The organism is Streptomyces sp. NPDC060027, assembly GCF_042737005.1.
GTDB lineage: Bacteria > Actinomycetota > Actinomycetes > Streptomycetales > Streptomycetaceae > Streptomyces.
The window spans coordinates 1-10899 of record NZ_JBHWVI010000263.1 but is presented as its reverse complement, the minus strand read 5'-3'; the positions used below and the strand labels follow the sequence as shown (position 1 = coordinate 10899).

At 71.1% G+C, this 10899-nt stretch carries 13 protein-coding genes and 1 pseudogene; 2 read left to right on the top strand and 12 right to left on the bottom strand.

Going from position 1 to position 10899, the window contains the following annotated elements; all coding sequences use genetic code 11:
* Positions 1 to 109: 109 nt before the first annotated feature.
* The 8 genes from ACFWBT_RS37755 to ACFWBT_RS37720 all read right to left on the bottom strand — a co-directional run bounded on the left by ACFWBT_RS37755 (position 110) and on the right by ACFWBT_RS37720 (position 5901).
* Positions 110 to 988: a helix-turn-helix domain-containing protein gene (locus ACFWBT_RS37755; protein WP_385707740.1), complete on the bottom strand. Its 879-nt coding sequence runs from the start codon at positions 986 to 988 to the stop codon at positions 110 to 112.
* 293 nt (positions 989 to 1281) lie between these two features.
* Complete coding sequence (locus ACFWBT_RS37750) at positions 1282 to 1863, bottom strand: hypothetical protein (RefSeq protein WP_385707737.1); 582 nt, start codon at positions 1861 to 1863, stop codon at positions 1282 to 1284.
* A 148-nt stretch (positions 1864 to 2011) separates the two neighbouring features.
* Positions 2012 to 2308, bottom strand: a complete 297-nt coding sequence (locus ACFWBT_RS37745) for a hypothetical protein (RefSeq protein WP_385707735.1) — start codon at positions 2306 to 2308, stop codon at positions 2012 to 2014.
* Positions 2309 to 2373: 65 nt separating this feature from the next.
* On the bottom strand, positions 2374 to 2562 hold the full coding sequence (locus tag ACFWBT_RS37740; RefSeq protein ID WP_385707732.1) for a hypothetical protein: 189 nt from the start codon (positions 2560 to 2562) through the stop codon (positions 2374 to 2376).
* 30 nt (positions 2563 to 2592) lie between these two features.
* Positions 2593 to 2799, bottom strand: coding sequence for a hypothetical protein (locus ACFWBT_RS37735; RefSeq protein ID WP_385707729.1), 207 nt, complete (start codon positions 2797 to 2799; stop codon positions 2593 to 2595).
* 85 nt (positions 2800 to 2884) lie between these two features.
* Positions 2885 to 3073, bottom strand: coding sequence for a hypothetical protein (locus ACFWBT_RS37730; RefSeq protein ID WP_385707726.1), 189 nt, complete (start codon positions 3071 to 3073; stop codon positions 2885 to 2887).
* A gap of 78 nt (positions 3074 to 3151) precedes the next feature.
* On the bottom strand, positions 3152 to 3349 hold the full coding sequence (locus tag ACFWBT_RS37725; RefSeq protein WP_385707723.1) for a hypothetical protein: 198 nt from the start codon (positions 3347 to 3349) through the stop codon (positions 3152 to 3154).
* A gap of 26 nt (positions 3350 to 3375) precedes the next feature.
* Complete coding sequence (locus ACFWBT_RS37720; RefSeq protein ID WP_385707720.1) at positions 3376 to 5901, bottom strand: S8 family serine peptidase; 2526 nt, start codon at positions 5899 to 5901, stop codon at positions 3376 to 3378.
* Between the two features lie 296 nt (positions 5902 to 6197).
* On the opposite strand from ACFWBT_RS37720, the gene ACFWBT_RS37715 reads away from it, so the two are divergent.
* A complete protein-coding gene (locus tag ACFWBT_RS37715) occupies positions 6198 to 6905 on the top strand; it encodes a BTAD domain-containing putative transcriptional regulator (RefSeq protein ID WP_385707717.1) in 708 nt (235 codons plus the stop codon).
* Between the two features lie 553 nt (positions 6906 to 7458).
* On the opposite strand, the gene ACFWBT_RS37710 is transcribed toward ACFWBT_RS37715, so the two are convergent.
* Together ACFWBT_RS37710 and ACFWBT_RS37705 are read right to left on the bottom strand one after the other, a co-directional pair.
* Positions 7459 to 8352, bottom strand: coding sequence for a hypothetical protein (locus ACFWBT_RS37710; protein WP_385707715.1), 894 nt, complete (start codon positions 8350 to 8352; stop codon positions 7459 to 7461).
* A 17-nt stretch (positions 8353 to 8369) separates the two neighbouring features.
* The gene (locus ACFWBT_RS37705; RefSeq protein ID WP_385707713.1) at positions 8370 to 8894 is read right to left on the bottom strand and encodes a hypothetical protein; all 525 of its coding nucleotides are present in this window, start codon (positions 8892 to 8894) and stop codon (positions 8370 to 8372) included.
* 498 nt (positions 8895 to 9392) lie between these two features.
* On the opposite strand from ACFWBT_RS37705, the gene ACFWBT_RS37700 reads away from it, so the two are divergent.
* Positions 9393 to 9797 carry a DUF6281 family protein gene (locus ACFWBT_RS37700; protein WP_385707711.1) on the top strand — a complete coding sequence of 135 codons (405 nt, stop codon included), beginning with the start codon at positions 9393 to 9395 and terminating at the stop codon, positions 9795 to 9797.
* Between the two features lie 129 nt (positions 9798 to 9926).
* Here the strand turns inward: ACFWBT_RS37700 and ACFWBT_RS37695 are convergent, their stop codons facing one another.
* On the bottom strand, positions 9927 to 10505 hold the full coding sequence (locus ACFWBT_RS37695) for a DUF2231 domain-containing protein (RefSeq protein ID WP_385707709.1): 579 nt from the start codon (positions 10503 to 10505) through the stop codon (positions 9927 to 9929).
* A gap of 211 nt (positions 10506 to 10716) precedes the next feature.
* Positions 10717 to 10899: pseudogene (locus ACFWBT_RS37690) on the bottom strand (MerR family transcriptional regulator); the annotation flags it as partial.

Here is a 10899-nt window from a genome sequence, read left to right as displayed (position 1 = left end):
GTCCCAGGACGGCGGCCACGGGGCCGTGTCCGCGCTCGCGGCACCGATCGCCACCCGCTGGACCGCCCGGCTCTGCCGTGGTCGTGGTGACCGCCCGGCCACCGAAGCGTCAAGCCGCCTGCACGCCGACTGCCGCGTCGATGTACGTCTTGACGGCGTCGGCGATGAAGTCGCGGCTGTCGGCGGGGTCGAGAGCCCGGGCCTGGAGGTGGTCGTACATCACGCTGTAGTGCTGCACGTCGGACGGCTTGTCCAGGTAGAGGCCGCTGGTGAACCGTTCCACATACACCACCGCGTCGGGGCTGTCGGCGAAGGCCAGGATGGAGAACTGCCCTGACAGGCCCGGATGGGCGCCCACCGTGTAGGGCAGGACCTGCACCGTGATGTGCGGCTCGCCACCGACCGCGATCAGGTGCTCCAATTGCTCCCGCATGGTCTCGGGACTGCCGATGCCGCGGCGCAGCGCCGATTCGTCCACGACGGCCCGCAGGCGCAGCGGGCAGGCCAGGTCGTAGATCCGGTGCTGACGGCGCAGCTGCACCTTGAGCCGCGTGGCGGCCTGTTCGGCAGTGGGCAGAGGGATCGTTTCCCCGATGACGGCCCGCGCGTAGGCGGGGGTCTGCAGCAGGCCGGGGATCACCGTGGGCTCGTAGGTACGGACGGCGGCGGCGTCCGTCTCCAGGCCGATGTAGACGCTGTCGGAGAGGTCGCCGTAGCGATGCCACCAGCCCCGCCGGCCGGATTCCCTGGCCATCTCCATCAGCGAGTCGATGACCTGCTGGTCCGTCACCGCGTAGATCGCGCACAGGTCGCGTACGTCGCGGGGGCTGATGGTGCGGTTGCCGTTCTCCAGATGGCTGATCTTGGGCTGGGAGACCATGAGCCGCTCGGCCACTTCTGTGCTCTTCAGCCCACTGGCCATCCGGAGCCGGCGCAGCTCGGCTCCAAGACGGCGCCTTCTGACGGTGGGATTGGTCTTCGCCGCCACGCGCGGTGTACCTCCGGTTCCAAGTCACTGTGCTGGACCGCAGATTGCCATGGGACAAGGACTGTTGATCACGTGCCATGCCGTCGTGATCACAGGCGGCCGATACGGACTCTTACGCGGGCAATTGCCTCAATTCAAGCAGCACGACGGCCCTGCTGAACGGTGAGGCAGGCACTCGCGCTCACGCACGTACGGTAAAGAAGGGGTGACGCCCGCGCAGCGGTGGCTGCTCGGCAGCGTCCTTGGACTCGAGCCCGCGGGCGGTGACCCCCGGGCCCCGGACGGGGCTTGTGTCATGACTGTGCGTCGCCTGGTGTCCGTACTCCGGCGGCCTGGGGTGGCGTGGGGCAGCCGGTCAGCTGTTCCCTCCGGGTGCGTTCCACGACGCGCGAGAGGCGGGTGATGGAGCCGGCTGCCGGGAGCAGGTCCGCGGCGCCTTCGACGAGGGGGCGGAGGATGTCGAGCAGTGGAGCGATGACCACCCGGAAGAAGGCGATGCCCAGAACGATCAAGCAGTACTTCGCGTCGCTTTCCGCGGGGCCCGGGCTCGGGTCGCCGAGCCACCGCAATGCGCGTCTCTCGGCGTCGAGCAGCATGAGCGCCACCGCAGCCGATCCGGCCAAATAGACGAGCATCCACCGGAGTTGACGGATTCCCGAGCGCAGCGCATGAGTCGCGCGCTCTGCTCGCTCGATCTGCTGCTGCGTGAAATGTTCTCTTCGCGCCATCGACCGTGCCACGGCTGCGGGTCGGCCCACCTCGGCGAACAGGTCGTGCATGCGGCTTCTATTGCTGGTGATCTCGACTGTGATCAGCAGGAGCACGACCGGCACGAGTCCGGCCACGGCTGCGGCATACGCCTCGCTCATCCTCATTGCCGCAGTGTCGAGGAGCCCGCCGGGAGGCGTGGATCCTTTGCCGGAAACGCACTCGGCCTGCCCGCGGGCAGGGGGTGCGGGTCTGACAGGTGTCGCTCGTGTCCGGCCGCCCGTTCGTGGCGGGCGGCCGGACACAGACGTCCTGCTAGAGCGGGCCGAGCCATGTGCAGGGCTCACCCGGTGGGCAGTTCCAGCCGGGCCCGTCCTGGCTGTTGCGGGCGGGAGGGTCCGAGACGTCGGAGCCGAAGGTGGACTTGGGCGGGGGCTCCTCCACCACGAAGCCTTCGAGTTCGGGGCCCTTCTCGGTCTCCTTGTAGGTGTAGCCGCGTACCGCCTTGAGGAAGGGCTGGTAGGTGTCCCAGCGGCGCTCTACCGTCCCCAGCACGGGGAGGTTGAGCTGGGTGCCCAGGTGCGCGGCGCGCGCTTTGAACGTGTCGTTCATGCCGCCGTCCTTTCCGGACCTTGCCGACGGCTGTCGGGGAACTGCACTGCCGTCGGCGTGCGGCCTCAATTGAAGAAGGCGCCGATCGCCTTCGCGGCCAGGGGCAGCAGCCAGGCGAAGTTCGCCTCGGCGCCGCCGGTGTTCTCGGTGCCCGCGCTCTGGTGGGCTGCGGGGGTGCGGTCGACCGCCGGCGCCTGGAAAGGCGTCCGCAGGACGGCCGAGGGGGCTGCTCGCGGAGAGAAGTCCTCGTTCATGTCCGTGTCCTTTCGTCCGGTGCCCGGGTGCTAGTCCGCGCCGGAGAGCCAGTGGTCCAGGACTCCCTTGGCGCCGTGGCCGATCAGCTTCCAGGGCACTTCCCAATTCGCTTCGGCGCCGGCTGCGGTGGTGTCGGCGTGGGCGGCGGGGGTGGGGCTCCGGTCGATGGCGGGCGCCTGGAAGGGCGTCCGCAGGGTGACGGACGGCGTGGTGTTCTGCGGGATCTCGCTGTTCATCCCGGTGTCCTCTCAGGGCCGTGCAGCGGGGGCGGGGGCAACCGGCCCCCGTCACCGCTGCCGCGACAGGTGGTGCGACGGCCCTCTAGAAGAGGACCTTCTTCGCGATGTTCCAGATGTCGCCCAGGCCGAAGTTGGCCTCGACGCCGTCGGTGCCGTCGCCCGAGCCCTTGGGGCCGATCGGGTCGCGGTCGATGGCGGGGGTCTGGAACGGCGTCCGCGGGGTGCCGGACGGAGCCGGCCTCTCCGCGCGCCGTGTGGACGGCTCATTCATCTTTCTCACCTTTCACCTGGTGACTGTCCGGCGGGCGGATTGCCGCCGGAGGTCCGGGCGCTCGCGCCGCGGGCGTTCTCAGAGCTCTCGCGAGCGCTGCGCGTAACACATCTGCCGGGCGGGTCCCCACAGTTCCGCGCAGCCCGAGCGGGCGGCCTGCACACCGGTGCCGTCGCGCCGCTCCTGCGGTTCCTGCACTTCCTGCCCGGGGTCGCGGCAGATGGGCGGTGCCTGCACGGGAAGTGAGGCGGGTGCGGGATGTGTGGTCCTGGCCATGGAGGGCTCCTCGGTGGGGGCGGCGGTCAGACGCCGCCGATGAACGTGTGGACCGGAGCGAGACTGACCGGCAGTTCGTCGCTGACGTCGAACGTGAACAGGTACGACACCGGTGCCCGCTGGTCGTTCTCCGGGTCGAAGAAGGTCATGACGACGTCCTGGCAGTCCGAACCGGGGCGGCAGAAGGGGCTCTTGGAGACGCTGACGGTGTTCAGCGAGTAGAAGTTGTTGCTGCTGCCGGGGACGTGCTCCGCGGAGAGGATGCCGTCCTGGATCTCGCTGCCGACCAGGAACGCGTTGGTGCCCGCCGCGTTCAGTGCCCGGTCGGCGGAACTCTGGCCGAGGTTGCGGAACTGCCAGTAGATCTTGTCGAGCAGGGCGCGCACGGACTTCCTGAGGTAGGCGCCCTTCTCGCCGGCGAACTCGTGGCGGACCTTCTCCTCGGCGGCGTCCTGCGCCACCTCGGAGGCGCCGACGTCCTTGCGTGCCTCCTTGACGCGCTTGTCGACCACCGCGGCGACCACGGCGTCGACCAGCAGCGTCTCGTTCCAGGTGAACAGTCCGCGGCTCTTGACCTCGACCACCGGGACGACCTGGCCCGAGTACAGCCGCACCGTGCGGCCGGTGAGGACGCCGGGGATCGACACCCGGGAGACGAAGTCGGGTTCGTCCTTGCCCTTGGCCTGGCCGAGGACGGCGTCGCGGAAGGTCCGGTAGACGTAGGAGACCGGCGGGTACGAGAGGGTCTCGAGGAGCTGGCCGAGCGCCCCGCTGTCGTCGAGCGCACTCTGGGCGGATTTGTGCACCATCTCCGGGGACGCCTTGGGGTCGGTGATGATGGGCCGGGTCCAGTCCATGCCCACCGGCATCTCCGCCTCCAGGGCGTAGAGCGGGGTGGCGTCCATATTGAGCGTCCAGGTCAGCTTGTCGCTGGCCCACGGGTTCTTGCTCAGGTAGGCGTGCAGTTGCCGGGGGTCGTAGATGTTCGGCTGGACCTCCTGCTCCGGCCGGCCTCCCTCGGCGGGGACGACGTTGTACGGCATCTGCTGGCGGAAGCTGTCCCGGCGGGCCTCGGTCTGGAAGTCGAAGCCGATGGTGCCGATCGCGTAGATCAGCTGCTGCCCGGGGGCCGCGGACGGGGCGGCGGTGCCGCTCCCGCTGGGGTGCCCGCCGGCACCTCCGCAGGTGCCGCCGCAGCCGGCGCACGACGGGCAGGCGCCCGTGTTCGCCGCGTAGGCGGCAGCGGGCGCCGCCGCAGCAGGGGGCACCGCGCAGGCCGCAGGGGGCGGAGCGGGGTGGGCGGCGGACTGCACACCGGGCTGCGTCGCTTCGGACGTGACCGGCCAGGCAGGGGGCGGCGGCGCGGGCCACGAGGGCGGGAGTGCGGGTACGGGCGGTGTCTGCGGTGCGGCGGGCCACGGGGGCGGCGGCGCGGGAACGGGCGCCTCGCCGGAAGCGGGGGCCTGCGCGGGCGCAACCTGTGCGGGGGCGGCCGGCGGCGGAGACGCCGGGGCCGCGGCGCCCGCGGGGGCCGGGGACGCGGCGGCGGGCATGGCCTCGGGCGGTTCGGGGGCCTGCGCGTGTACGGCGTTCGTGTCCATGTCGTTGGCTCTCTCTTTCGGTTCGGCGTGAGTCGTCCCAGGGCCTGCGGCGGACGGTCTTGTCCCGCCGCCGACCAGGGCGAAGGCGCCGGGGGCGTTCAGCCGGCCGCCGAGCAGCCGGCGGCACCGGGGCGCATCGTGCGGGTCGCAGGGCGGGCGGATCGCGGACTCGCGTACGGCGCGGCCCGCGGCGACGGGGTCGGCCGGGCGGCCCTGGGCCAGCTGCTGTGCCACCAGCAGTGCCACGACCCCGGTCACCGCCGGGGCGGCGAAGCTGCTTCCGGTCAGCGAGGCGAGCGAGCCGCCGGGTGCGGCGCCCTGGATGTGCTGTCCGGGTGCCAGCACGCTGTTGTCCCGGTACGCGGCGCCCCAGTTGTTGATGCCGAGCGGTGCTCCGGTGGCATCAGCGGCCCCCACCGCGAGTACGGACGGGGTGGCGGCGGGGGCCTGCAGGCAGTCGCATCCGTCGTTGCCGACGGCGGCGACCACCAGCACACCGTTCTCCTCGCACCGCCGCAGCGCCCGCGCCAGCATGCTGTCCGGTGCACCTTCGGGGGTACGTTCCCCGCCGCTGATGTTGATGACATGGGCTCCCGCCTCCACGGCCTGTTCCACGGCCCGTGCCAGGTCCAGCTGCGGCACACGTGTCACCCGGCCGTCCGGGGATTCACGGAACACCGGCAGCAGCAGGCCCGTGCAGCGCGGCACGAGTCCGGAGACCGGCGATCCGGGCTGTCCGAAGAGCAGGCTCGTGACGTGTGTGCCGTGCAGTGACATCGGGCCCGGGCCGGCCGGGTCGGACACCAGGGTCGGCAGTCGGGTGAGGGCCGATCCCGTGAAGCAGGGGTGTGCCCCGTCCACCGGGCCGTCGAGGACGGCCACGCGGACCTGGGGACTGCCGAGGAGTTCGTGTTCCCCGGCGATCCCGCGCACCACCGACCGGATGTCCATGCTGACCCTCCGCGCGCCGACTCCCGATGTGTTCCGGCGTGGTCCGGCAGCCGCCTACGACACGCCGGGCACGCAACGAGGTGTCCCACGGGTGCGTCCCGTCGCCGTTGCGCCGTGTGGCGCCGGGCGTGCACCACTCGCCCCGCAGGCGTTCGGAGAGCGTCTTCACAACGTTGCAGAAACGTTCCTTCATGCGGGCGTACGGCATCGGCTCCTCGTCGGCGCCGCATGCCCGATAACACTCGCGCCCGTCCGCGCGGTTGCAGTCGCATATGCCCTCGCGCAGAGTGAGAGGTGTGTCGCAAGGAGCATGTCTTGAAATCCTGCGTCCCTTCCAAGTCACCTGTGGAGGGCGGCGCGTTGCCATTTCCACCGGGGCGCAGCGGCTGCTGGCCTTCGTGGCCCTGCACCGCGAGGGAGCTCACCGGCGCCTGACCGCCGAGCAGTTGTGGCCCGACTGCACGTCCTGCCGGGCGGCCGCCAATCTGCGCTCGGCACTCTGCCAGGGCAGAAAGATCGGATCGGCCCCCGCCATCGACAGCGCCGACCGCAACCTCTCGCTCGCACCCTCTGTCTCCGTCGACTTCCACGGCGCATGGGACGGAGCCTGCCGCCTGGTGTCCGGCGACGGCGCGGGCCCCGACGGGGACCGTCTTGCGGCGGACCTCAGCCAGACCCTGCTCCCTGGCTGGGACGACGAATGGCTGCTCCTCGAACGCGAACGCTGGGACCAGCTGAGGCTGTACGCGCTGGAGGCACTCGCCCAGCGCTTCCAGAGCGAGGGCCGGCACCTGTCCGCGCTGCAGACCTCGCTCGCCGCCATCTCCATCGACCCGTTCCGCGAGACGCCGCACCGCATTGCCGTCGAGGTGCACCTGGCCGAGGGCAACGTGGCGTGCGCGGTCAAGCGGTACAAGGACTACCGGCGTTTGCTGCAGATGGAGTTGAAGGTCGCCCCCTCCCCCCGGCTGACTCGCCTCGTCCGTGACCTGACGCGGACGTAGGCGGGTGCGGTGGGCGAGCCGGGGATACGGGGGTCGCGCTGCTCCGCAGCCGCTGCGCCCCTGCCGGGCGAACCGGCCGAAAGGGTACGGGAGGTGGGTGAGGGCGGTCGCCTGCACGGTGAAGGGGGTTGCCGGCCCTCGCACCCCGGCCCTCCGGCACCTGGCACCTGGCCGGGATAGGGAACGGGAACGGGATCCGTCGGCGGATGACCGAGGACGGATGCGGCGCACCGGGCACGGTGTGATCGCGGCGGCGCGAGTGCCCCCGTGCGCGCCACGGGTTCCGTCCGGCCGCCCGTCGGGGCCGCACCCGGCTGCAGAAGATCTACTGGAACGCCGACGGCACCCCCGCCTTCGGCGACGGGAGGGGTCTCCCCCGCCGCCCGGCCCGGATACCCAACTGCCGTCTCCGCAGCGGCCTATGCGCCTGATCCGGGCGGAGTGACTGATGTACCTGGTCCGGGCGAAGTGACCGTTCGCTTCACCGGCCGGGACCCCGCCGAGAGCCTGAGGTGCGGTGCGGTGGATGCGGCGAACTCGCTCCACGCGCGGGTCAGACGAGAGCGCCGAGGGCGGGGTAGTCGGTGTAGCCGGTGGAACCGCCGGTGTACATCGCGTACTTGGCGCGGACGGCGTTGACGGGTGCGCCGGTGCGCATCCGTGCGGCGAGGTCGGGGTTGGCGAGGAAGGGGCGGCCCAGTGCGATGAGGTCGGCGCCGGCCGCCAGGAGGTGTTCGGCGGCCTCTTTGCCTCCGTCGACGGGGATCTCGGCGGGCAGGACCGGGTTGGCGATGAGGGTGCCGGGCCAGGTCTCACGCAGGCGGGTGAAGAGCGGCTGGGCGGGGTCGGCGTAGGCGATGTGGAGGTAGGCGAGGTTCTTGCCGGCGATGGCTTCCAGCAGGGTGGGGTAGAGGTCGTCGGCGTCGCTGTCGGTGATGCCGTTGACGGTGTTGCCGGGCGAGATGCGCAGGCCGGTGCGGTCGGCGCCGATCGCGACGGCGACGGCGACGGCGTCGACGACTTCGATGGTGAAGCGGATGCGGCCTTCGATGCCGCCGCCGTAGGCGTCGGTGCGCCGGTTGGTGTTGGGGGCCAGGAACTGGTGCAGCAGGTAGCCGTTGGCGCTGTGGACCTCGACCCTCCGGTCGCACCGGCGGCACCTCGAGGAGACGTGCCTGAAGGTTCCGAGGGTCGAGGAGGAGGTGCCGGGAACGGTTCCTGACGGCGCGTGAGGCCGGGGCGGCGGGCTACGAGGCCGGTCATTGCGCGGTCGGTCACGGCTTCGGAGCGGGCAGGGGTGAATCCCCCGGTCCCAGGGGTGCGTTGGGTGATGTGCAGGCCGACGCCCGGGGCGGGGCGGGCGGCGCCGCAGCGGTTCGCTGGTCCGCCACCGGCCCGCCCGTGCGCCGCGGGATCCGGCCGTGCCGCCCGATGGGCCGGGCGGCACGGCGTCCGGCGATGCGGTCAGGCGGCGCGGCAGAGGACCGCCGGGCCGGCCGGTGCCGCGGTCTGGGTCACGGTCGCGGGTACGGGTCGGGTGGCGTGGCCGGTGGCTGCGGTCTGCGAGCGGTTGCGTGCGAAGACGACGAGGCGCAGGACCGCGAACCGCGCGAGACCGGCGAGTGCGGAGGCGGACAGGTAGACGATCTGCTCGAGCATCGCGCCGGGTGCCGCCACCAGGTACTGCAGGGCAAGCATCGCCGTGCACGTCAGCGCGAACGCCGCGGCGGCGGAGCCGGCCGACTGTGCGTGCTGGCGCCAGGTCGCCCGTACGCCCGCGCCGAAGGAGAAGCGGGCGTGCAGCTCGGTGGCCAGGAGTGTGGAGACCGTGCTGATCAGGGCGTTGGCCAGGCCCCAGGGAATCCGTGTGGCGAGGGCCGCCACGGCGAGGCTGGAGGCGAGCCCCACCGCTCCGCCGCAGAACACGAAGCGGGCGAAGGCGGTGAGAGCGCCGGGCGCCGTCCGCTGCCGGTTCTTTACTGCCGCCATGATCCGACCCCCCTTGGCCGCTCGCTTGCGAAACCCGTACCTCTCGGCCTCCGAGGCCTTCAGTCCGCTGTTTCCGATGACGGAAACGCTACGTTGCCTTCACTTTTCTGACAACTGATTTATTGCGCGCTCGATATATCAGTGCAGGTAGAGGCCGACTAATCGTTGCAATAAGCTTGAGCTAATGCAACAGATTCCCTCCCGGTCGTTGCAATGCTTTGAAGGTGAACGCTCTTGGCGGGGACACCGCCCGCCCCCATGCGCACCAGCGGCACACCCCTGCGGCGCCCGCGTGACGGCACCGGCATGGCGGCCGGTATCAAGAACGACCTGCGAGGCCGACACCCGTTTCAACACGCACGACAACGACTTCACGAACAAGCCGACCGCGAGTTGCTCGAACAAATACGGCATCCCCAGCGTCGGTAGTCATGAAGCCGGACACGTCTTCGGGCTGAAGGACATCACCGGGGCAGACGCTCCAGAGGAGGCAGATCGATGAAAGCCGTACTCCCGTCCCGCAGAGGACCCGTGGGGATGCTCCTGGCGGCGGCCGTCCTCGCGGTGTCCGTCGCCTGCACACCGTCGAGCGACGACGGCACGTCCGCGTCGTCCTGCGTGTTCCTGGTCGACTACCAGAACCACGAGTACTCGGACGTGGCCAACGTCGATTTCACCGTCGGGGACAAGCTCGGTCCCGCCACCCTTCCGTCCTGCAACGACACACCCGATGACGATGACGACGCCCAGCCGCCCTCCCCTACGACCGCCTACGCGGTCAAGGGAGTTGACCCCAGCATCGCCATCGCGGTGGGAGACACGCCCAGTGACACCCGGTTGGTCGCCGTCCACTCCGGCAACAAGATTCCGCCCGAGGTCAAAGAACTGATCCGAGGTTCCTGACGCTGACGCGGGGCCCCGCAGCACAGAACGGGTTCCTTGCAGGCCGCGGCGCGCCTTCCATTGTTTGGTGGTGCGGCGTCGCGGCGCTGTGGTTCGGCGACTCTGTGGTTCGGCGGCGCTGTGGTGTGCCTACGCCGGGTGTCCGCCGACGGCCCGCCGGTAGGCCACGTGCCCGCCCAGCGCGCCGCTCACCGCGACTGCCGTCAGACCGCCCAGTGACCACAGCCTGCCCCTCGTCGAGCGACCGCGCAGCCGTGCGGCCAGGGATGCGGTGTAGAAGGCCACCGCGGCCACGTTCGTGACCGCATGGGCCAGTCCGACCCGGGCCTGCTCGGGTGGCAGGTCCGCCCAGTCGGCCCAGCCGGCGAGCGCTGCCGGGGCGATTCCGGCCAGTCCGACGGCCGTGAGGATCGTGGGCGCACGCCGGTCGGCCGGCACGATGTCCAGTACGGCGGCCGACAGCCAGCAGCCGATCGGTACCTGTACCAGAACGGGGTGCACGGGGTGCCCCAGCGGCCTGCCCCGCAGCAGATCGCGTGCGTCGCCCAGGGGAAGGGATCGGATCCCTCGCTGGAGACCCCGGATCGCCGGATCCGCCGCCGTCGACCGTTCGATGCGGGCCAGAGCCGTCAGCCACGCGGTCGACGGCGTGTCCGGTCCTGAGGGGCTTCCGGGCTTCCCGGAGGTGCCGGGGACGTGTGAGTTCATGAAGAACGCGTACCCAGCATCACGCCGCCGTCCCGCTGCGGTCCCCACTGCACCCGAACGGCCTGTCGTCCGACGGGGGCTCCGGTGATGACATCGCCGGAGCACTGTCTCCGGGCTGCTGTCGCCAGGCTGCTGTCGCCGGGCCGGCAGCGCCCTCACCCGGCCGGCGGCCACGTGCGGCCGGCGGGGGAATCCTGCCGGCGGCGTCCCATCACTGGCGGGTCAGGTGCCCGCCGTGCGCTGGTCCAGTACCGGCGCGGTGTTCTTCATTGATGCGTCGGGCTTCTTCGAGCTGGTCCTCGAGGATGACGATGCGGCAGGCGGCCTCGACGGGGGTGCCCTGGTCGACGAGTTCGCGGGCGCGGGCGGCGATGCGCAGCTGGTAGCGGGAGTA

Excerpts from the sequence above, each read along its gene's own strand:
- ACFWBT_RS37750 (WP_385707737.1), bottom strand. The coding sequence starts at position 1,863 with ATGAGGATGAGCGAGGCGTATGCCGCAGCCGTGGCCGGACTCGTGCCG.
- ACFWBT_RS37745 (WP_385707735.1), bottom strand. The coding sequence starts at position 2,308 with ATGAACGACACGTTCAAAGCGCGCGCCGCGCACCTGGGCACCCAGCTC.
- ACFWBT_RS37740 (WP_385707732.1), bottom strand. The coding sequence starts at position 2,562 with ATGAACGAGGACTTCTCTCCGCGAGCAGCCCCCTCGGCCGTCCTGCGG.
- ACFWBT_RS37735 (WP_385707729.1), bottom strand. The coding sequence starts at position 2,799 with ATGAACAGCGAGATCCCGCAGAACACCACGCCGTCCGTCACCCTGCGG.
- ACFWBT_RS37730 (WP_385707726.1), bottom strand. The coding sequence starts at position 3,073 with ATGAATGAGCCGTCCACACGGCGCGCGGAGAGGCCGGCTCCGTCCGGC.
- ACFWBT_RS37725 (WP_385707723.1), bottom strand. The coding sequence starts at position 3,349 with ATGGCCAGGACCACACATCCCGCACCCGCCTCACTTCCCGTGCAGGCA.
- ACFWBT_RS37720 (WP_385707720.1), bottom strand. The coding sequence starts at position 5,901 with ATGGACATCCGGTCGGTGGTGCGCGGGATCGCCGGGGAACACGAACTC.
- ACFWBT_RS37705 (WP_385707713.1), bottom strand. The coding sequence starts at position 8,894 with ATGGCGGCAGTAAAGAACCGGCAGCGGACGGCGCCCGGCGCTCTCACC.
- ACFWBT_RS37700 (WP_385707711.1), top strand. The coding sequence starts at position 9,393 with ATGAAAGCCGTACTCCCGTCCCGCAGAGGACCCGTGGGGATGCTCCTG.
- ACFWBT_RS37695 (WP_385707709.1), bottom strand. The coding sequence starts at position 10,505 with ATGAACTCACACGTCCCCGGCACCTCCGGGAAGCCCGGAAGCCCCTCA.